Source organism: Nitrospirota bacterium (genome assembly GCA_004296885.1).
Taxonomy (GTDB): domain Bacteria; phylum Nitrospirota; class Nitrospiria; order Nitrospirales; family Nitrospiraceae; genus SYGV01.
Genome location: SCVN01000004.1, coordinates 73,898 through 93,048, shown reverse-complemented (window position 1 = coordinate 93,048; position 19,151 = coordinate 73,898). Strand labels below are relative to the sequence as shown.

Below are 19,151 nucleotides of genomic sequence, written 5' to 3'. Positions count from 1 at the left end.
CGGTCGAAGAGGGTCAGTTGCCGCCGCCGCTCGAGTCGGGCTTGGGAGTCCCGAAGTTTTCCGGGGCCGGCACCACCCGCTTGCCCATGGCCGGCGGCAGCTTGGAGAACTTGTCCATCCGCTCGTTGAGCATGTCGTAGGCCTTCATTTCCTTGAAGCCGGGCTTGTGGTCGCCGACGATTTGAGAGGCGAAGGAGGACATCAACCGGGTGGCCTTCTGGGCGCGGCAATGAGGGCAGACCGTATCTTCCGCGCGAAAACTGACCGGTTGGACCTGCTCGAATTGTTGGCCGCAGCCTTCGCACCGATATTCATACAACGGCATGGATGATACTCCTCTGTGTGGATGTCCACCGTAAACGAGGCTCATTATACCGGAAACGACGGGCCGATGCGACTCCCGGGGCGCCGGGCGGTCCGCGACGAGGCTCTTGACCGTCACCCGATCCGTCGAGTATCTTAACTCCGAACGCGTGAGGGGATGCAGACGTACGCGTGATCACTTGAAGGTGTTATCCGGCGGCCAAGAGTGATCTGACGGGCAGCCGGTTCAAACGAAGTCTTGGAGGGAGGCGGGCCATGCCGTTGTTGCTTCGGAAGTTTAAGCTGACCACTGGAATGGTGCAGGAAGAGCGGATCGACGACCCGGATCGGATCGAGCGGTACATGAAGCTCTTCGAGAAGGATGACATCAAGAAGCTGCAAGCTGGCGGGAAGGTGTTCATCGAGAAGGATGAGTGGCAGCTCCTGCCCTGAGAGCCCCGGTCACGCTCACCCGGTTATCTGATCCGTCTTCTCCCTCCCTCCTCTAGCCGCGCTCCGCTGTCCTTGTCGCGGCGCGCGTGGTAGGCTTCGGCTGTGCGGGGGATGCCCTGACGTTTCGGTGTGGAAGGATGCGGTTATGGTGTACTGGATTCACATCGCCCGTTCGATCGACCGGGTGACGCTCCACAAGGAGAAATGCGCCGAGGTGCCGTCCAACGCCATCCGGACGGATTTCTGGGAAGGCGGCTGGTTCGACTATCCGACCAAGGACCGGGCCTTGGCGGCCATGGAACAAGCCGGGACCACTTACCAGAAGAACTGTCCGCTCTGCAAACCGTGAAGAAGGATGTGATTGGTGAATCGTGAATGGTGATGCAGTGCGGAGGTAGGCATACCACCCATCACTGATCGCGATTCACCCGTCACCATACAGCATGCCCCACCTCATCCTCGTCCTCAGCGCGTTGATCTGGGGCGCGACCTATCCCTCCACCAAAGCCGTCCTCGCGCAACTGCCGCCCTTCTCCTTCATGTTCGTGCGGTTCTTCCTGGGCTGCCTGCTGGTGGCCCTGGCCGTGTTCGCGCTGCGCCGCCGCATCCGGTGCGATCCGGCGACGCTGCGCATGAGCTTCATCGCTACGGCCTATCTCTTTCTCGGCTTCGCGTTGCAAACCGAAGGGCTGGTCACGACGACGGCCTCCAAGTCCGCCTTCATTACCGTGCAATACGTCTTTCTGGTGCCGCTCTTCCTGCGCCGCTTCGAGTCGCGCACCTGGGCTGCGGCGGCGCTCTCCCTGGCCGGCCTGTGGCTGTTGGTGGACCCGCAGGGGGAGATGACCAGGGGAGACCTGCTGACGCTGGGCTGCGCGGCGGCCTATGCGGGCCATATCAGCTGCCTGGAGTCCTTCACGCAAAAGACCGACCCGCTGTCGCTCTTTCTTTGGCAGCTGGCGATGATCACGGTCGCCATGTTCCCGGCCATGCTCTGGGAGCGGCCTGGGGTCGATGCCTTCGCGCTCACGCCGCTCCTGCTCTCGGCCCTGCTCGTGAACGGCGTCTTCGCGACCGGGGCGTTTGCGATTCAGGTCTGGGCGCAGAAGCGGCTGCCGGCGCCGCGCGTCGCGCTGGTCTTTTCCTTGGAGCCGCTGTTCGCGGCCTGGCTGGCCTGGTTGTTTCTGGACGAGCAATTGAGCGGGCGCGGCTGGGTCGGCAGTACGCTTATCGTGGGCGCCGTACTCTGGGGGACCTTGGGATCGGCGACCTCGGCGACGAAAACGCCGTTGGCCGCGTCGCACGCGAGTTGAGCGCGCGATTCACTCGAAAGGATCGTCATGGCGCAGAAATTCGGGAACGGCCGGTGGGTGAAGGAAGGGCAGTTGGACAACCGTGTGGCGGGGACGGTGGTGGGGCGGATAACCTTCGCGGCCCTCGGCCAGGTGGACTTTTATCTGATCGGGGATTTCAAGGGCGAGATCGCCGGCAAGGCCATCCGTTTTCGCAACAGCCAGTTTGCCGACGAGGATCTGGCCGGGCAGGTGCTGGGGGACTTCGAGGTGCCGCAAGTCGGGGAGGTGAGTTTGATTTCGTTCGATCCCCATCCGCTGCTCTCGCCGCATCCCTATCTCGAATGGTTCTCGCTGCGGAAGAACCATTATCGGATCGAGCTGGCAGCGGGCGATGCCTGGATTCTGTCGGACGAAGAAGCGGCCACGCTCGATCAGGAGCACGAGGCGATCCGCCGGACGCTCAGTTCGCGGGCCAGGTCGACGAGAGGGCGAGCCGATTCAGATTGGGTCTAGTACAGGCTGCTTCGATAACCGCAAGGCTCCCAGTTTGGCCCCTGCATAGTAGCTCAAGGGTCTTCCAGCCTCGCCGGAGACTGCCACAACAACAGATGTAAAGAAATTAAGAAGAGAGCGACCGGCTTACGCCACCGCTTCCATGTCCAGGCGCTTGGAAGCCCGGATGCGGTCCGGCACGGGCTTCAAGTCCCAGATCAGCCCGGTCCACGACAGAGCCACCAGCCCGTAATAGGAGAAGTCGATCTCCCACCAGTAGAAGCCCTGGCGGGTGGATGTGGGATAGTGGTGGTGGTTGTTGTGCCAGCCCTCGCCGAGGGTGATGATGGCCAGAACGAAGGAATTGCGGCTGGTGTCCCCCGTGTCGTACCGCTGTTCGCCGACCATGTGGGCGAGGGAGTTGATCGTCTGCGTACAGTGGAAGAGGACGACGGTGGAGATGAAGAACCCCCAGATCAACATCTGTCCGCCGGTGGTGCCCAGGCCGGGGGCCACCCGTTCCAGGACGGCGCCGAACCCGTAGAGGGATACGCCCAACAGGATTGGCACCAGGGTGTCGAACCGGTCCAGGAATCGCAGTTCCGGAAACTTGGCTAGGTCCGGCACGGCCTTCAAGTTGGTCAGGAAGCTCGCCGGCGTCATGATCCAGCCCATGTGGCTCATGAAGAACCCGTGTTGAATCGGCGAGTGCACGTCCTGCGGCTGGTCGGAATAGAGATGATGGTGCCGGTGATGGGCGGCCCACCAGAGCGGCCCGCGCTGGACGGCGGACGCGCCGAGGACGGCGAGGGCGAACTGGCACCAGCGTGTGGTCTTATAGGTCCGATGGGAAAAATAGCGATGATAGATCGCGGTGACGGCAAACATGCGGATGACATAGAGGGCGAACGCCACGCCGATCGCGGTCCAGCTCCATCCCACCCAGATCACGCCGAGGCACATGGCGTGGAGCCAGAGGAACGGGAGGCAGCGCAGCCATTCGATCTTCTGTCCGTCCTGGCTGCGGGGCTGGTCCATGCCATCCCAGGAATCGAACCATCGAATGAAAGACTGGAACGGATTAGTCCGACGTGTCGGGGCGCTGGATGAATGTTGCATCAAGCATGGCTCCGTTGTCAGGGGTGCAACGCAATAGGGATGACTTGAATCTGGAATCGTGGATCGCCGGCCCGAGGACAACCTTGGTACATTGGCACTGCACGGTACCCGATTCGAGGGGATAAAGCAAGGCCCTTTCAGGACATGCGACTTCAGGGCCTCAGGGTGAGCAGGTAGAGGGCCGGGGGGATCCCTGTCACGCGTGTGGGCTGGGGGTAGTTCACCCTCCTGTCAGTGGTTACGGAGCGTCAGCTCCTTCGGATGGGGATTGAGGTAGACCTGATCGGCCAGGTAGCGGATATCCAGACGCCGCACATAGTGTTTGACGAGAGTCAGCGGCACGACCAAGGGGGTCAGGCCCCGGTGATAGTCCTGCAACACCTCCTGCAACTCTTCTCGCTCGGCTTTGCTCAGGCGTGACTTGAAAAAGCCGACCATGTGTTGGAGGACGTTGACATGCTTCCGGACCGTGGCTTTCACCTGTAACGCCTCCATGAACAGGCGGCCATAGGCTTGCGCCAGATCGGTGGGGGGATGCTGCTTCGCGTTCCCCACCAGCCGTCCGAGTGCCTCATAGTGGGGGCGGCTGTGGGCCAGGAGCAGCAATTTGTGCGTTGTGTGGAAGACCACCAGCCCCCGCTTGGTCAGACGGTGTCGTTGCCACTCGCGCCAGCGGGCGTAGCTGAAGACCCGCTCGAGAAAATTGTCGCGGAGCGAGGGATCGGTGAGCCGGCCTTCTTCTTCGACCGGGACGAGCGGGAACTGTTCCTGAAAGATACGCGCGAAGAGGCCGACCCCGTTTCTGGCAGGCATGCCCTGCTCGTGATAGACGCGCACCCGTTCGATCCCGCAACTCGGGGAGCCTTTCTTGAACACATACCCGGACAGGTCCAAGGTCTCCAGTTCTCGCACGCGATGCTGGGAGAATCGCTCCATCATATGGGTGTGGTCCAGGCCGGACTTGATGGTGAGGAGACGGGGCGCTTCGGCCGAGCCGACCAACCGCATGGCTTCGCGAGGTGTGCCGAGCCCCGCTTCGACCTCCGGACAGACCGGCACCCATTCGACATGCCGGCCCAGGGTGTCGGCGAGAAAACTGTCCCGCTTGTGCCCGCCGTCGTACCGGACCTTCTCGCCCAGCAGGCAGCGGCTGATGCCGATTCGGATGGGAAAGGGGCCTGTTGTGGATGGCATGGACGGCCTCGATCTCAGCCCTGACCTGCCGGTCCTTGCGTCTTGGGCATGAACCGATGCAGGTGCTCGGCCAGCATGGAGCCGACCAGCGTCAGGTCGAACGGCCAGGCATAGCGCAGCGTGATTTGCGGATATTGTGCACGGAGCCGCTCCAGGGTTTCCGGAATCTCCCGTTCCGAATGCGATCCCCCGGGGGTCAGCATCGAAGAGACCACGATAATGTCCCGGGTGCCGGCCGCCGCCAGTTCCGCCACCGCCTCGTCGAGCGTGGGGGCACAGAATTCGTTATAGGCCAGCGCCAGCGGCACGCCATGGAGGAAGGGCCGCAGGCCGGCGGCCAGGGACTCGAGCCCTGCTTGGTAGGGATCGGTCCCGGCCGAGCGGGGCCACCGTCTGATCCGTTGATCCAGCTCGATCTCCTGCTCCGTCGGCGCGCCACCATCGGCGCGCCGCTGCCCCTCCAGGCGCTTGAGTTTGAAGACCAATTCTTGCGGATAGTCCGTCGGCACGCCTCCGTGCCCGACGAGGACGACCGCCTGCGGGCTTCTGTCCATGGGCTTGCACCTCTTTCGTGAATGTCGTGCCGGCTTCAGAGTGCCGAAGCGACGTCGAACAGTCAAGAACGGTCGGCAAAGCGGGAAAGCGCCCAGTAGATTTCAGCGGCCATTCACGCTAGAATGCGCGCCTGATGAACGATCGATTTCTCAAAGCCTGCCGGCGGGAGCCGGTGGATTGCACGCCGGTCTGGTTCATGCGCCAGGCCGGACGCTACATGCAGGAATACCAGGCGATCCGCGCCAAGCACTCCATTCTGGAGGTCTGCAAGACGCCGGAACTCGCCGCCCAGGTGACGCTCCAACCGATCGACCGGTTCCCGTTGGATGCCGCCATCATTTTTGCCGACATCCTGTTGCCGCTGGAGGCGATGGGGCTCCAGCTGGAGTTTGCCGAGGGCGAGGGGCCGATCATCCATAATCCCGTCCGGGACCGGGCCTCGGTGGACCAACTGCGCCCGGTGGATGGCGACGAGTTGGCCTACGTCGAGGAGGCGATCCGGCAGGCGCGGCGCGCGCTCACGGGCAAAGTGCCGCTGATCGGGTTCGCCGGCGCGCCCTTCACCCTGGCCAGTTACGCGATCGAAGGCGGCGGGTCGCGGAACTATATTCTGACGAAGCAGCTCATGTACCGGGAGCCCGAAGTCTGGCACAAATTGATGGACAAGTTGGCGCGGGTCGTGACCGGCTACCTGCGGCGCCAGATCCGCGCCGGCGCCGAGGCGGTGCAACTGTTCGACAGTTGGGTGGGCTGCCTGTCGCCGGGGGACTATGCCGAATACGTCCTGCCGCACGTGCAGCTGATTTTCGACGGGCTCAAGCGCGAACAGGTGCCGTTGATCCACTTCGGCACGGGCACCGGTTCGTTGCTCCGGCTCATGCGCCAGGCCGGCGGCGACGTCATCGGTCTGGACTGGCGGGTGCGCCTGGACGACGCGTGGCAGACCGTGGGCCATGATGTGGCCGTGCAGGGGAATCTGGACCCGGTGGCCTTGTTCGCGCCTGTGCACGAGATCGAGCGGCGCGTGGAGGACATCCTGCGTCGCGCAGCCGGCCGGCCCGGGCACATCTTCAACCTGGGCCACGGGATTCTGCCGAATACGCCGATCGACAGCGTGGCGGTCACCGCCGAGATGGTCCACAAGCTCAGCCAACGATAAGCGGTAAACAGTAAACTGTGAATCGTAATTGCTAGCAGCCCGTTCACCGTTCACGATTCACCATTCACGACACGTCCATGCCGGGATTACAAAAACCGATCGCCGTGCTGTTGATGGCCCTGGGAGGGCCGGACAAGCTGGAGGACGTCGAGCCCTATCTCCTGGACGTGCGGGGCGGGCGGCCGACGCCGAGAGAACTGGTCGAAGAGATCCGCGAGCGGTACCGGCTCACCGGTGGGAAGTCGCCCGCACCCGGCATTACGCGGGAGGTGGCGCGCAAGCTGGAGCAGCAACTCAACGGGCCGGGCGGCGAACGGGTCCGCTGTTATGTCGGATTCCGCCATTGGCATCCCTACATCAAGGACACCTACGCGGAGCTGTTGGACGACCGGCCGGAGCGGCTGATTTGCCTCTGCATGGCGCCGCAATATTCCTCGCTCAGTGTCGGCGCCTATGTGAAAAAGGTCGAGGAGGCCAGGGCCGAGCTGGGCGGCGATTTCTCCGTCGCCTACGTGCAGAGTTGGCATCGGCATCCGGGGCTGATCAAGGCCCTGGCCGACAACGTGTCGGCCGGACTCCTGAAGTTTCCGGCGGAGGTCCGCGGACGGGTGCCCATTCTCTTTACGGCCCACAGTCTGCCCGAACGGATCCTCGCCATGAACGATCCCTATCCTGACGAAGTCCGGGGCACCGTGGAGGCTGTGTGTCAACGGTTGGGCCCGGTCACGTCGCGGTTCGCGTTTCAGAGCCAGGGCCGGTCCAGCGAAAAATGGCTGGGGCCGACCGTGGAGGCGACGCTGGAGGACCTGCACCGGGAAGGGCACCGACAGGTGCTCATCGCCCCGATCGGATTTCTGTCGGACCATCTCGAAGTCCTCTACGATGTGGACATCGAGTTCAAGCGCCTGGCGGCGTCCAAGGGCATGAGCCTCGAACGGATCCCCATGCTGAATGCGACCCAACCGTTGATCGACACCTTGGCCTCGATCTTGGACGCGCATCTGGCCGCCCCCGTCGGACGATCGTGACGCAGTGAGCGGCGCTCCTCGACATGTGGCCATCGTCGGCGGCGGAATCGCCGGCCTGGCGACCGCCTTCGCCTTGCAGGAACAGGCGGCCCGGGCCGAGTTTCCTCTCTCCCTGACCGTGATCGAAGCGGGCGTCTCGTGGGGTGGCAAGATCGCCACCCATCGGGTCGGCGAGCTCGTGATCGAGCGGGGTCCCGATTCCTTCCTGTCCCAGAAACCGGCGGGCCTCGAACTCTGCGCGAAGCTGGGCCTGTCCGACCGGATCGTCAACACCAACCCCTCGGGCAAGGGAGCGTTCGTCTACTCGCGCGGGAAGCTGCGCGAGTTGCCCGAAGGGCTGGTCCTCTTCGTGCCCTCCAAGCTGGGCCCGTTCCTGCGCAGCGGGCTCCTGTCGCTACCCGGCATCCTGCGCATGGGCGCCGACCTGGTGCTGCCGAAGCAGCACGTGAAAGGCGACGAGTCGTTGGCGGCGTTTTTCCGCCGCCGGTTCGGCGCGGAGGCCTTCGAACGGCTGATCGAACCGCTCATGGCCGGCATCTATGCGGGGGACGCGGAGCAGATGAGCCTGCGCGCGACCTTCCCGCGTTTCATCGAACTGGAGCGGAAGCACGGCAGCCTGATCCGCGGCATGCTGGCGGGCCGTCGGAAAGCGGCGTTCTCCGGCCAGTCAGCCCACGCCGCCGGGCCTCAGCGGACGATGTTCGTGACGTTGCGGAACGGGATGGATGAATTGGTCCAGACCCTCGCGGCCCGTGTCGAGAAAGACGGAGCCGGGTTGCAGCTGGGGCGGCGCGTTACGGCGTTGCGGGCTCCCTCCGTTCGATCCAAAGTCTGGACCTACGATCTGATGCTGGAGGACGGAGGCGTGGTGACCGCCGATGTCGTCGTGCTGGCGGTTCCGGCCTATGTGGCGGCGCCGCTCCTCCGCCCGCACAGCCGGCCTGCGGCGGAGAAACTGGAGGCGATCCCCTATGCCACGACGGCCACCGCGTCCCTGGCCTACGCCACCAAAGATCTGGGGGCGCAGGTGCGGGGCTTCGGGTTCGTCGTGCCGCGCGCCGAACAACGGGACCTGATCGCCGCCACCTGGACCTCTCTGAAATGGCCGCACCGGGCGCCGCCTTCGCAGACGCTGATCCGCTGCTATCTGGGCGGCGTGGGCCGGGAGCACAGCCTGGCGCTGGACGACGAGGCGCTCCTGCGCCGGGTCAAGGAAGAGTTGCGCGCGCTGGCGGGCATTACCGCCGAGCCGGCCTATGCGGAGGTGTCCCGCTGGGATCGGGGGATGCCCCAGTACACGATCGGCCACCCGAGCCGCTTGGAAGCGCTGCAGGTGGCCTTGAATCCCTACAAGGGGCTCTATCTCACCGGCGCGGCCTACCGGGGCGTCGGCATTCCCGATTGCATCAAGGATGGGTCCGATACGGCGGTGCACATCGTTCGGTATCTCACAGAGCGTCGCACTTAGCCCGCATTGTCGGGTCTTGCCAAGCATCCGCGGCAAATTTATAGTACGGTGCATGCCGACGGGGCAAACGGCCCCCTGCGGAGGAGGTGCGGATGGAGGGATGGTTCTGGGGTGTAGCGGGCGTCGCCCTGGTTGCGGCGATGGTTGCGGTTTTCCGGGCCGCCGGGCTGGCGCGGGAACTCGACCGGCTCAAGCGGGAGCAGCGCGAGGCCGGCGCCAAGCTGCAGCAGCTCGGCGAAGACCTGAAGCGTACGGTCGAGCCCCTGCGCGTACACCTGGCGACGGTGGCTGGTGGCCGGCCGGTTCCGAGAGAATTGGTGCTGAGCGGACGGCTGTATGCGACGCTGTCCGCGCTCGAAGCGCAGCGGCTCCGCGATGCAGCGCCGGAGCTGGCGGTCCTGGTGGATGTGCGCAGCCCGCGCGAATATGCCGTGAAACGGATTGCCGGCGCGACGCTGGTGCCGCTCGAGGAGTTGGAGCAGCGGTATGAGACGGAGATCCCCGAGAGCGCCGGGAAGGTGTTTATCTATTGTGCGACCGGCGAACGGAGCCGCCTGGCCTGCGACTTTCTCAGCCGGAAGGGCTATGCGAATCTCTATCACATTCGGGATGGATTGCAGGGATGGAGCGGGCCGACCGAAGGGGAAGGCGCGTTGACCCTGATCCAAATAGAACGGAAGTCCTGAACATGGCCGACCCTTTTTCGATCCTCAACGTGTTGGGGCCGTATCGAGAACCGCACGAGCCGGCTCTCTCGTACGACTATGCCATCCAGCGGCCGACCTGGCCGACGGCCCACGCCGTCCGCGTGAAGGTCTCGCTCGCGGACGAACTCGACTACCTGAAGACGAACGTGCTGGGCCTGTCCGGCGGCAGCCCGGGCCAGCAGCTCCGGATGAATCAATTGTTGACGAAGCGCATCGCGGACCGCAAGCTGCAGATCGCCAACGACGAAGGGTTGTTCTCGCAACGGCTGGACGTGCAAGTCGATCCGTTCTCCGGGCCCTTCGCGCATCTGTTTCCTCGGCTGGAGGCATGGATGCAGGAGAATAAGGCGGCCCTTCGACAGGAAATCCAGCAGGCGGTCGGCATCTGACCGGTCTGTCCCAGCTCCCCCCTCCGGAACTCTTTAAAAAGTCCACAAATTTCCACCGTTTTTTGTGTCCCCAGAATCTGTGGATAAGGCTGGGGGCAAGTAGTCCCTGGCCGGAAGAATAGGCGGTCTGGACGCAGGTGGAACAGAGTGCCCAACTTTTAGGCATTGTGGTGGTTGGGGTGCGGCCCACTAGATATTGTAGGCCACGTAGTTTATCCCAATGGTAAGTCTTGCCCTGAGCATAGCTTGTGCACAAGCCAGGCTTGCGGCGAGGCCTATTAGAAGAGTTGGCGGAAGGTTTTCGAGTGGACGCCGGACTCGTCGGCGAAGCCCAGCGAGGCCTGATCGGGGTGGCCGGTATCGTTCAAATCGATGCGGTAATGGCCGCGCACTTCTTCCATCGCGGTTTCAAAGGGGACGGCTTGCGGGTAGAGCTCGCCGGGCGCGTGGGCGCCGCGCGCTAGCACGCCGATTGCCGCGGGCCGGGCATATTGCGCGTCGGAAAAAATATAAATGTTCGCAATCGCATGGTCGCCCAGCTTGTGGCCCGGTGACGTGGCGGGCAGCATGGCGGACAACTGGTTGGCCAGCCGGGCGTCGCGCAGCCGCTTCAAGAGGCCGACGATCTGGCTCTCCGTGGCTTGCGGCGGGACGACGATGCCCACGGCGTTGATCTCGGGGATGGAGGTTTTGACTGTGAACATGACCGGCGCTGCGTCCGGTTCCTCCATGACGGACGCCGGAGTCGGCTCGGGCGCGACCGCTGGTTTTTGCTTGGAGCTGGGAATGTAGAGCCACATGAGCAGCCAGAGGCCGAAGATGATCCCGATGACGACGGCGAGGGGATGGGCGCCGGCCCGCTTGCCTTCTTCGTAGGGGCCAGGCTCAGGACTCGTCGACTCCTGGTTCGAGGGGCCGGCTGTCCGGTCTTGTTCGTGGTTCATGAGCGTGCTCGTACGCGCAAGTTTGGGCTACCGGCTCGCATCGGCGTCTGGGGCGGACGAAGCCAAAACCCGTTTGGCGTCGCTCCATAACAGGTCCAGTTCGTCCAACGTCATTTTGTCGAGGGAGCGGCCAGCCCGTGCCGCGGCTGCCTCCATGAGCTGGAAGCGGGCCACGAACCGGTTGGTGGAACCGCGCAGGGCCTCTTCTGGGTTGACCTTGACGAACCGCGCCAGGTTGACCAGCGCGAAGAACAGGTCCCCGAACTCCGACTCGGTCCGGCCGGCCTTGTCGCCGGCGTCGTCCGCCACGGCTTCGCGCAATTCACGGACTTCTTCTTCGATTTTTTCCATCACCCGCTCGGTTCCCTCCCGGGTATGGGGCCAATCGAAGCCCACCCGCGACGCGCGCGCCTGCACCTGAAAGGCCCGCAGGAGCGCCGGCAGGGTTTTGGGGACGCCGTGCAAAGCGGACTCGGCCTGGCCGGCCCGCGCCCGTTCGTCCCGCTTGATCTGCTCCCAGTTGGAATAGACCTGTTCGGGGGAGAGGGCGTCGCCCGGCGACTCCTGTTTGGCGAACACGTGGGGATGGCGGCGGACCAGCTTGTCGGCCAGCTGCTCCAGCACCTCGGCGATCGTGAACGTGCCCGCTTCCGCGCCGATCTGGGCATGAAACAGGACCTGAAGAAACAGGTCGCCCAGTTCTTCACGGAGCTTGCGGGGGTCCTGCTGATCGATGGTTTCGAGGACTTCGTAGGCTTCTTCGATCAGATAGGGCTTCAGCGACTCGTGCGTTTGTTTGCGGTCCCAGGGACAGCCGTCCGGCGCGCGCAACCTCGCCATGATCTGAACCAGCCGATCGAAAGACTCCGACATGCCGTTCTCCTCAAGCCGCCCGCATTATACCTGTTTTGTGACCGGCTTCAACGAGCTTCCCGCAGCCCGGTCGGTTGCGTGGGGTCTTGAAAATATGGTACCGTAACCCCGCGTAGACGTGGAGGTTTGGAGCTGCACATGGGCGCAGATGAAGCAGAAGGATTCGTCGTTCGCGATCGGCGCGGCCGTTCGGATGACCAGGGCTCCGCTTCTTCAGGAGCGGAGCAGGCCGAGCCGTTGAAACGGGACGCACCGGCATCTCCGGAGGGCGACCAGGCTGCGGCTCACGAGACGGGTCTGCCGGTGACGTTTTCGTCGTTCGTGTTTTCGCTCGGCACCTCGGCGTTGATGCTGATGGGGGAACGATTGGACCCCCGGCAACCCCAGGTGTCCGTGAACCTCGCGCAAGCCAAAGAAATCATCGATATCCTGTCGGTGCTGGAGAGTAAGACGAAAGGCAATCTGACCACGGAGGAGCAGGCGGTGCTGGATGATCTGCTGTACGCCCTGCGCATAAAGTACGTGGACCTGGCGTCGGGCAAACCAGCCACCAAGTCGCCTTGATCGGGGGCGTTGCCCAGCCGTCGCTGTCCTTCTCTCCTCGTCCAGCCTCCGTGTCCGTTGCGTTTGCAAGCTTGGCCAAGTCCGGCGTGACCTGGCCTGGGTCTCCTCAAGGCTGGATCGAGCAAGCCGCGATGACACTCCATCTACAGACGCTGCTCCGTTCGCCGGCGGTCCCGCTGCTGGCGGGCCTCTGGTGCGGTGTGGCGTGGGGGGGGGGGCTGCAAGGGCAAGGGGATGGGCGCGACGTTTCCGCCCTGGCCCAGGATCAGCCGGCGGTCGCCGGCATGTCCAATACCTCCGCTCTATGGGAGGGCGCGGCTGCCCCGCGATGGGCGGCCCAGGTCTGGGCCGCCGGTGGATGGACATTGCTCGACCGGGGCGATGCCCGGGGCGCGCAACAGGCCTTTGCGGCGGCGGCGGAGTTGGTTCCCCATGAAGCCGTCTACTGGGTCGGCCTGGGGCTCAGCTGGCATCGGGCGCGGCGGGACGGCCAAGCCCTGCCGGCGCTTGAGCATGCCCTGGTGCTCGATCCGCATGTCGGGCAAGCTCACAAGCTGTTGGGCGACATTTTGGAACGGCAGGGGGACGTCCGGGGCGCGCTGACGCATTTCGAATTCGCGCTGTTGCAGGACCCTGCCGACCTCGAAGTGAAGGCGCGTCTTCCCGGGTTGCGGCGCGCGGCCCAGTTCGAAGGCACCCTGAGCCGTCTGTTCAACCAGCATTTCGTCGTGGCCTATCAGGGAATTCAGAACCGGGCTACTGCATTGCAGGTGGCCCAGCAATTGGACCGGACGGCCGAGCAGGTGGGGCGCCTCTTCGACTATATGCCGCAGGACTCCTTTGTCGTCATTCTCTATCCGCGCGAGCAGTTCCGTTCCGTGACCGGAAGCCCCCGTTGGGCCGGCGGCTTCTTCGACGGCCGCCTGCACCTGCCCGTCGAAAGCCTGGTCGATCAGCCGCAGGCCTGGCAGACGCTGCTCGCGCACGAGTATGCGCATGCGGTCGTGCATCGGCTCAGCGCGGGCCAGGCGCCGAGCTGGTTGCAGGAGGGGTTGGCGCTCTACTGTGAAGATCCGTCCGGCTCCGCCCCGCTGCCGCCGCGCTTGGCGGACGAGGCGGAGTTGCAGCAAACCCAGAGCCATTTCCAGGGCGAGTCGCCGCGCGCCGCCGCCCAGGCCTATGCCGAGAGCGCGCAGACGGTGCGCGCGTTGATCAAGAAGCACGGTCTGGAAAAAATCCGCCGTCTCCTCCGCGCCTTGGCGGAGGCCCCGAGTTTCGACGAGGCCTTTGCATCCGTGTTGGGGGAGCCGTTCCGCGGCGTGACCGGCGGCCCGGTTTCCACCGGGTCCCGTCCCGGCGGTCGCGCGGCTGGAGGCAACGCAGGGTGATGGCCGATCCGATCACGCCGGGGCCCGTCGAAGAAACGGCCGCAGAAGGCGAGCGCCGGCGCTTTTACTCGCGTCCGGTCTGGATCGTGCTGCTGCTCCTTCTGCCCTGTTTGGCGCTGACCTTCTACTACGCCCAGGACGTCTCCCAATACGCGGTGCCCGGGCCCTCCGATGCCGATTCGCTGCTGCCCGGTCCGAGCTATGCCTTCGTCCTTCTGCTGGTCAACCTGGACCTGATCGGGCTGGTCGTCCTGACGCTGCTCCTGTCCCGGAACCTGATCAAGGCTTATTTCGAGCGGCGGCACCGCCTGGTCGGGTCCGGATTCCGGGCCAAGCTGGTGGCGGCGTTCATCGGGTTCGCCTTGATCCCGACGATGCTGCTCGCGGTCGTGGCCAGCGGGCTGGTCAACAAGGCGGTGGATGTGTGGTTCAACGAGCAGATCGAACAGGTGCTGGCGGACTCGTACGACGTGGCGCGGATGCATCACGAGGGCCATACGGTTTTGGCGGTGAACAGCGCCCGCGCCATCAGCCGCGAAATTTTTCGCGAGGACATGCTGATTCCCGAGCAGCGGGAATTGTTGATCGCCACGATGGATCGGAAGCGGGCCGAACACAATCTGGCCGGCGTGGAGGTCTATTCGGCGAAGATGGAGCCGCTGACCAAGACGACGGATCGGGCTGTGCCCGCCTCCGTGTTGGATCTGCCGATCGGGCAACTGGTGCTGCAGGTATTGAAGGAGAAGGGGGAGTTGACGTCGGTGCAGGAGGCGCAAACCGGCCGGCTGATCCGCGCGGCGGTTCCGATCGCCTCCAATGCCCGCGAGGGCGAGGTGGACGGCGTCGTGGTCGTGGACGCCTACGTGCCGGAGTCCCTGCTGGCCAAAATGGAGGGCATCTCGCGCCAGTACACGGAATACCGGCAGATCAAGGCGCTGCGGAACCCGATCAAAGTCGGGGCCTACCTGTTCGTGGCCGTGGTGACGGTCATGATCCTGTTCGGCGCCACCTGGTTCGGTTTCTACGTGGCGCGCGGCATCACGGTGCCGATCCAGCGGCTGGCCGAGGCCACCGAGGCGGTGGCTCACGGCAACCTCAATGTCAGGCTGGACGTCAAGGCGACCGACGAGATCGGCACGCTCGTGGAGTCCTTCAACCGGATGACGGCCGATCTGAAGGGGAGTAAGTCGAAACTGGAGGAGGCGAACGTGTCGCTGCGACAGTCCAATGTCGAGGTGGACCGCCGGCGCGCCTATACCCAGGCCGTGGTGGACACCATCGCATCCGGAGTGCTGTCCATCGACAAGAACGGCGCGATCACGACGTTTAATCCCTCGGCGGAGCGGATCCTCGGCGTGTTGGGCAACCAGATGCGCGGGCGGCCGGTCAACGAGGCGTTCAAGGAGCTGGGCGTGGAGCTGTTTCAAAGCGCCTACGACCGCATGCTGGCGGAGCGCCGGGACAGCCTCTCGCAGGAAGGGCCGCTGGACGTCCAAGGCAAGTTCCTCACCATCGGCCTGAACTGCTCCCGGATGCGCGACGAGGCGGGGAAAGACCTGGGATTCGTGTTCGTGTTCGAAGATTTGACCGAGCTCATCAAGGCGCAGAAGACCGCCGCCTGGCAGGAGGTGGCGCAGCGGATCGCGCACGAGATCAAGAACCCGCTGACGCCCATTCAGCTCTCGGCCCAGCGGTTGCGCAAGAAGTTTTTCGAGAAGTCGCCGGACTTCGAGGCGATCTTCGACGAGTCCACGGAAGTGATCGTGAACGAGGTGAACAGCCTCAAGCAGATGGTGGACGAGTTTTCGAAATTCGCGCGGATGCCGGCGCCCCGCATGGCCAAAGAGTCGCTGCACGACATCATCCGGGACGTGGTGGCCCTCTACCGCGGCGCGCATCGGGAGATCGAGTGGGTGGTGGAGCTGGACGACACGCTGCCGCCGATGAACCTGGACCGGGAGCAGATGAAACGGGTGTTCGTGAATCTCCTGGACAATGCCGTGCAGGCGGTGAACCACAAGGGGCGGCTGTGGATTACGACCCGCTACGAGGCCAAGCGGCACCGGGCGGTGGTGAGCGTGGCGGACGAAGGGGTGGGCATCAACCCGGAGGATCAGGAGAAGCTCTTCGTGCCGTACTTCTCCCGAAAGCGGACGGGAACCGGATTGGGATTGGCGATCGTACACCGCATCATCACGGACCACGATGGGCAGATCCGCGTGGCCAACAACCAGCCGAAGGGCGCCGTGTTTACGATCGAATTGCCGGTGTAAAAGTGCGTGAAAGGTAAAAGGTTAAAAGTGAGAAGTCGAACAAGGACAGACGAAGTCCTATACCGTTCACAGTTCACAGTTCACTTTTCACGAGGGGTTCATGGCTGAATCGATTCTGATCGTGGACGACGAGCCGGGCATCCTCAGCAGCGTCAGCCGGATTCTCGAGGATGAAGGCTATCAAGTGTCGGTCGCCAAGAGCGGCGCCGAGGCGCTCAAGATGATCGCCGGCGAGCCGCCCGACCTTGTGTTGCTGGACATTTGGATGCCCGAGATGGACGGGCTGGAGACCTTGAAAAAGATCCGGGAACAGGCCCCGAAATTCCAGGTCATGATGATGTCGGGCCACGGATCTATCGAGACGGCGGTGAAAGCCATCAAGCTGGGGGCCTACGATTACATCGAGAAGCCCCTCTCGCTGGACAACATCATGCTGCGGGTCCGGCACGCGTTGGATCAGCACCGCCTGGAAGAGGAAAATCTCAAGCTGCGGACGACGGTCGCGCGGCGGTTCGAATTGGTGGGGACGTCTCCGGCCATGCAAAAGCTGCGGCAATTGATTGAGACCGCCGGCCCCACCACCGGCCGGGTCCTGCTCGCCGGGGAGAACGGCACCGGCAAGGAGCTGGTGGCCCGGGCGATTCATATGGCCAGCCCGCGACGGGACAAGCCCTTCGTGGCGGTCAACTGCGCGGCGATCCCGGAGACCCTGATCGAAAGCGAGTTGCTGGGGCACGAGCGGGGTTCGTTCACCGGGGCTACGACGCAGAAGCGGGGGCAGTTCGAACAGGCGGACGGGGGCACGTTGTTCCTGGACGAGATCGGGGACATGAGCCTGAGCACCCAGGCCAAGGTGCTGCGGGTGCTGCAGGAGCAGCAGTTCACGCGCGTCGGCGGCAACAAGCTGATCAAGGTGGACGTGCGGGTGATTGCGGCGTCGAACAAGAACCTGGCCAAGGAGATCGAGAAGGGCAACTTTCGCGAAGACTTGTTCTACCGGCTGAACGTGCTGCCGATCGAGGTGCCCCCGCTGCGCGAGCGGCGGGAGGACATTCCGCTGCTGGTTCAACATTTTCTGCACATGGCGGCGGAGGAGCAGGGGTTGAAGCTCAAGGACGTGGAGGCGGGGGCGCTGGGAGTGCTGCAGGCCTATGAGTGGCCGGGGAACATCCGCGAGCTGCGCAACCTGATCGAGCGGCTGTTGATCATGGTGCCGGGGCCGGTGATCGAGGCCTCTGACATCGAAGGGTTTCTGCAAGCCAAGCCTGCGGCAGCCGGAGCGACGGCCGGATCCGTGGCGTTGGCCGGCCAGTCCTACGACTCGCTCAAGGACGCCCGCAATGCCTTCGAGCGGGACTATATCGCCCGCAAACTCCGCGAGCACAGTTGGAACGTTTCCCGCACGGCCGACGAGCTCAAGATCGAACGCAGCCACCTGCATCGGAAGATCAAACTGCTGAACATCGAGCTGCGGCCCGAGCACTAGGCTGATTGCCTGCAAGAGGTTCTGCCCCTCTTCTCTTGCCGGTGCCGGATGTGTTCGTCATTTCCGGCATCATGCAACGAACAACCGTTTTTTTTAAGGATTATGCATCATGGCTGAGACAATTCGGACCGTGACCATTGAAAAGCTCGTCCAGGGGGGGCGTGGTCTCGTGCGTCAGGACGGGAAGGTCGTGCTCGTGCGCGGGGCGATCCCGGGCGAGACTGTGTCGCTGGTGGAGGGGGCCAAGCACAAGGGCGTTCAGGAGGCGACGGTCGGAAAGGTGTTGGTGGCCTCGCCGGATCGGGTGGCGGCGCCTTGCCCTGTCTACGAGCAGTGCGGGGGCTGCCAGTTGCAGCACCTTGGCTATGAGGCGCAACTCGTTCAGAAGCGGGCGATCCTGCAAGAGACGTTGGCCCGCGTGGGCAAGGTCATGGTGGACGGCCTGCCTCCGGTGATTCCCTCTCCCGACCCCTATGGCTATCGCAGCACGGTCCGGTTCATGGTCTTTCGCCCGGTGAAGGACCAGAAGAAGGCCCAGGAGAAGAGGCCAGGGCAAGAGAAAGAGCAGGGGCAAGGGAATCGCCTGGCGTTGGGGTTTCATCGGGAGGGATCGCACGAGCCGGTGCCCGCTGCCGGATGTCTGTTGGCCTCCGAACCGATGCGCAAGGCCGCGGCCCTGGTCGAAGATCGGCTGGCCAAGGGAAAGCGCCTGTCGCTGCATCTGGAATCGGTGGAGATCCGCTACGCGCTCTCATCCGGGTCGCTGCTGTTGATCCATCACACGGGACCGGCCAAACCGGATGAAGCGCAGACCGTCTTCGAACTGTTTCAGGACCTGCCGAAGCTCGTGGGACAGGTGCTCGTGGCCCAGAACGGCAAACGCTGGGTGCAGGGTCAGGACTGGATCGAAGACCGATTGGACGAGGTGACCTTCAGAATCAGTGACCGGTCGTTCATGCAGACCAACTGGCGCCTAGCGGAGGTGTTGTCCAAGACGATAGCCAGCTGGGTGGGCTCGTTGGAGGGGGTGCGGGTGCTGGAATTGTATGCCGGTATTGGTATGCTGGGGCTGCCCCTGGCCCGCGCCGGCGCGCTGGTCACCGAAGTGGAGGCGAACGAGGCCGCGCTGGCCGATTGCCGCCACGCCGCGAAGGTGAACCACATCGGCCGCTGCCGGTTCCGGCCGCTTACGGCCGAGGCGATGCTGACGGAGGTGCAACCGGGCGAGTATGACCTCATCCTCATGGACCCGCCCCGCACCGGCTTGAGTTCGGACTGTGTCCAGGAGTTGCTGCGAGTCGGGACGGGGCGGCTGCTCTACCTGTCCTGCGATCCGGCGACGCTGGCGCGCGATCTGGGGCGCCTGGCCGGCGGCGGATACAAGGTGGCGCGGCTGCAGGCCTTCGATATGTTTCCGCAGACGGCCCACATTGAAACCCTCGTCGAACTGCTCCGTTAGGA

20 protein-coding genes are annotated in these 19,151 nt (G+C 64.1%); 13 read left to right on the top strand and 7 right to left on the bottom strand.

What is annotated here, in order from left to right:
* Positions 1-13: 13 nt before the first annotated feature.
* Positions 14-370 (bottom strand): zinc ribbon domain-containing protein, encoded by a 357-nt coding sequence (locus EPO61_02880; protein ID TAJ10398.1) that lies wholly within the window; start codon positions 368-370, stop codon positions 14-16.
* 531 nt (positions 371-901) lie between these two features.
* Between EPO61_02880 and EPO61_02875 the strand changes: the two genes are divergently transcribed.
* The 3 genes from EPO61_02875 (at position 902) to EPO61_02865 (ending at position 2,564) form a co-directional block, all read left to right on the top strand.
* Entirely contained in the window at positions 902-1,105 is a 204-nt protein-coding gene (locus tag EPO61_02875; protein TAJ10397.1) for a hypothetical protein, read from the top strand.
* A 94-nt stretch (positions 1,106-1,199) separates the two neighbouring features.
* Positions 1,200-2,069, top strand: coding sequence for a DMT family transporter (locus EPO61_02870; GenBank protein ID TAJ10396.1), 870 nt, complete (start codon positions 1,200-1,202; stop codon positions 2,067-2,069).
* A 27-nt stretch (positions 2,070-2,096) separates the two neighbouring features.
* The gene (locus tag EPO61_02865) at positions 2,097-2,564 is read left to right on the top strand and encodes a hypothetical protein (protein TAJ10395.1); all 468 of its coding nucleotides are present in this window, start codon (positions 2,097-2,099) and stop codon (positions 2,562-2,564) included.
* Here EPO61_02865 and EPO61_02860 read toward each other — a convergent pair.
* The 4 genes from EPO61_02860 to EPO61_02845 form a co-directional block, all read right to left on the bottom strand.
* Positions 2,550-2,651 (bottom strand): hypothetical protein, encoded by a 102-nt coding sequence (locus EPO61_02860; GenBank protein ID TAJ10394.1) that lies wholly within the window; start codon positions 2,649-2,651, stop codon positions 2,550-2,552. The two genes, EPO61_02865 and EPO61_02860, sit on opposite strands and share 15 nt — an antisense overlap.
* A 39-nt stretch (positions 2,652-2,690) precedes the next feature.
* Positions 2,691-3,662: an acyl-CoA desaturase gene (locus tag EPO61_02855; GenBank protein TAJ10393.1), complete on the bottom strand. Its 972-nt coding sequence runs from the start codon at positions 3,660-3,662 to the stop codon at positions 2,691-2,693.
* A gap of 231 nt (positions 3,663-3,893) precedes the next feature.
* A complete protein-coding gene (locus EPO61_02850; GenBank protein ID TAJ10392.1) occupies positions 3,894-4,856 on the bottom strand; it encodes a DUF1722 domain-containing protein in 963 nt (320 codons plus the stop codon).
* Positions 4,857-4,870: 14 nt separating this feature from the next.
* Positions 4,871-5,410 carry a hypothetical protein gene (locus tag EPO61_02845; GenBank protein TAJ10391.1) on the bottom strand — a complete coding sequence of 180 codons (540 nt, stop codon included), beginning with the start codon at positions 5,408-5,410 and terminating at the stop codon, positions 4,871-4,873.
* Between the two features lie 134 nt (positions 5,411-5,544).
* Between EPO61_02845 and hemE the strand changes: the two genes are divergently transcribed.
* The 5 genes from hemE (at position 5,545) to EPO61_02820 (ending at position 10,162) form a co-directional block, all read left to right on the top strand.
* Positions 5,545-6,570, top strand: a complete 1,026-nt coding sequence (gene hemE / locus EPO61_02840) for a uroporphyrinogen decarboxylase (GenBank protein TAJ10390.1) — start codon at positions 5,545-5,547, stop codon at positions 6,568-6,570.
* Positions 6,571-6,647: 77 nt separating this feature from the next.
* Positions 6,648-7,598: a ferrochelatase gene (locus tag EPO61_02835; protein TAJ10389.1), complete on the top strand. Its 951-nt coding sequence runs from the start codon at positions 6,648-6,650 to the stop codon at positions 7,596-7,598.
* Entirely contained in the window at positions 7,570-9,066 is a 1,497-nt protein-coding gene (gene hemG / locus EPO61_02830; GenBank protein TAJ10388.1) for a protoporphyrinogen oxidase, read from the top strand. The genes EPO61_02835 and hemG overlap by 29 nt, the downstream gene beginning before the upstream one ends.
* 92 nt (positions 9,067-9,158) lie before the next feature.
* A complete protein-coding gene (locus tag EPO61_02825) occupies positions 9,159-9,752 on the top strand; it encodes a rhodanese-like domain-containing protein (protein ID TAJ10387.1) in 594 nt (197 codons plus the stop codon).
* Positions 9,753-9,754: 2 nt separating this feature from the next.
* The gene (locus EPO61_02820) at positions 9,755-10,162 is read left to right on the top strand and encodes a hypothetical protein (GenBank protein ID TAJ10386.1); all 408 of its coding nucleotides are present in this window, start codon (positions 9,755-9,757) and stop codon (positions 10,160-10,162) included.
* A 278-nt stretch (positions 10,163-10,440) separates the two neighbouring features.
* On the opposite strand, the gene EPO61_02815 is transcribed toward EPO61_02820, so the two are convergent.
* A complete protein-coding gene (locus EPO61_02815; GenBank protein ID TAJ10385.1) occupies positions 10,441-11,106 on the bottom strand; it encodes a hypothetical protein in 666 nt (221 codons plus the stop codon).
* Between the two features lie 27 nt (positions 11,107-11,133).
* Entirely contained in the window at positions 11,134-11,979 is an 846-nt protein-coding gene (locus EPO61_02810; protein TAJ10384.1) for a nucleoside triphosphate pyrophosphohydrolase, read from the bottom strand.
* A 138-nt stretch (positions 11,980-12,117) separates the two neighbouring features.
* On the opposite strand from EPO61_02810, the gene EPO61_02805 reads away from it, so the two are divergent.
* The 5 genes from EPO61_02805 to rlmD all read left to right on the top strand — a co-directional run bounded on the left by EPO61_02805 (position 12,118) and on the right by rlmD (position 19,149).
* Positions 12,118-12,543 (top strand): DUF1844 domain-containing protein, encoded by a 426-nt coding sequence (locus EPO61_02805; GenBank protein ID TAJ10383.1) that lies wholly within the window; start codon positions 12,118-12,120, stop codon positions 12,541-12,543.
* 50 nt (positions 12,544-12,593) lie between these two features.
* A complete protein-coding gene (locus EPO61_02800) occupies positions 12,594-13,931 on the top strand; it encodes a hypothetical protein (protein ID TAJ10382.1) in 1,338 nt (445 codons plus the stop codon).
* Entirely contained in the window at positions 13,931-16,204 is a 2,274-nt protein-coding gene (locus tag EPO61_02795) for a HAMP domain-containing protein (protein ID TAJ10381.1), read from the top strand. Before EPO61_02800 ends, EPO61_02795 begins: the two co-directional genes overlap by 1 nt.
* A gap of 100 nt (positions 16,205-16,304) precedes the next feature.
* Positions 16,305-17,690 (top strand): sigma-54-dependent Fis family transcriptional regulator, encoded by a 1,386-nt coding sequence (locus EPO61_02790; protein ID TAJ10380.1) that lies wholly within the window; start codon positions 16,305-16,307, stop codon positions 17,688-17,690.
* A gap of 109 nt (positions 17,691-17,799) precedes the next feature.
* Positions 17,800-19,149, top strand: a complete 1,350-nt coding sequence (rlmD, locus tag EPO61_02785; protein TAJ10379.1) for a 23S rRNA (uracil(1939)-C(5))-methyltransferase RlmD — start codon at positions 17,800-17,802, stop codon at positions 19,147-19,149.
* The last annotated feature ends 2 nt before the right edge of the window (positions 19,150-19,151 follow it).

What these genes read in the sequence shown, in the direction of transcription:
- EPO61_02850 (TAJ10392.1), bottom strand. Translation starts at nt 4,856, where the DNA reads ATGCCATCCACAACAGGCCCCTTTCCCATCCGAATCGGCATCAGCCGC.
- EPO61_02855 (TAJ10393.1), bottom strand. Translation starts at nt 3,662, where the DNA reads ATGCAACATTCATCCAGCGCCCCGACACGTCGGACTAATCCGTTCCAG.
- EPO61_02790 (TAJ10380.1), top strand. Translation starts at nt 16,305, where the DNA reads ATGGCTGAATCGATTCTGATCGTGGACGACGAGCCGGGCATCCTCAGC.
- EPO61_02795 (TAJ10381.1), top strand. Translation starts at nt 13,931, where the DNA reads ATGGCCGATCCGATCACGCCGGGGCCCGTCGAAGAAACGGCCGCAGAA.
- EPO61_02805 (TAJ10383.1), top strand. Translation starts at nt 12,118, where the DNA reads ATGGGCGCAGATGAAGCAGAAGGATTCGTCGTTCGCGATCGGCGCGGC.
- EPO61_02880 (TAJ10398.1), bottom strand. Translation starts at nt 370, where the DNA reads ATGAGCCTCGTTTACGGTGGACATCCACACAGAGGAGTATCATCCATG.
- hemE (TAJ10390.1), top strand. Translation starts at nt 5,545, where the DNA reads ATGAACGATCGATTTCTCAAAGCCTGCCGGCGGGAGCCGGTGGATTGC.
- EPO61_02820 (TAJ10386.1), top strand. Translation starts at nt 9,755, where the DNA reads ATGGCCGACCCTTTTTCGATCCTCAACGTGTTGGGGCCGTATCGAGAA.
- EPO61_02815 (TAJ10385.1), bottom strand. Translation starts at nt 11,106, where the DNA reads ATGAACCACGAACAAGACCGGACAGCCGGCCCCTCGAACCAGGAGTCG.
- EPO61_02810 (TAJ10384.1), bottom strand. Translation starts at nt 11,979, where the DNA reads ATGTCGGAGTCTTTCGATCGGCTGGTTCAGATCATGGCGAGGTTGCGC.
- EPO61_02825 (TAJ10387.1), top strand. Translation starts at nt 9,159, where the DNA reads ATGGAGGGATGGTTCTGGGGTGTAGCGGGCGTCGCCCTGGTTGCGGCG.
- EPO61_02865 (TAJ10395.1), top strand. Translation starts at nt 2,097, where the DNA reads ATGGCGCAGAAATTCGGGAACGGCCGGTGGGTGAAGGAAGGGCAGTTG.
- EPO61_02835 (TAJ10389.1), top strand. Translation starts at nt 6,648, where the DNA reads ATGCCGGGATTACAAAAACCGATCGCCGTGCTGTTGATGGCCCTGGGA.
- rlmD (TAJ10379.1), top strand. Translation starts at nt 17,800, where the DNA reads ATGGCTGAGACAATTCGGACCGTGACCATTGAAAAGCTCGTCCAGGGG.
- EPO61_02845 (TAJ10391.1), bottom strand. Translation starts at nt 5,410, where the DNA reads ATGGACAGAAGCCCGCAGGCGGTCGTCCTCGTCGGGCACGGAGGCGTG.
- EPO61_02870 (TAJ10396.1), top strand. Translation starts at nt 1,200, where the DNA reads ATGCCCCACCTCATCCTCGTCCTCAGCGCGTTGATCTGGGGCGCGACC.
- EPO61_02875 (TAJ10397.1), top strand. Translation starts at nt 902, where the DNA reads ATGGTGTACTGGATTCACATCGCCCGTTCGATCGACCGGGTGACGCTC.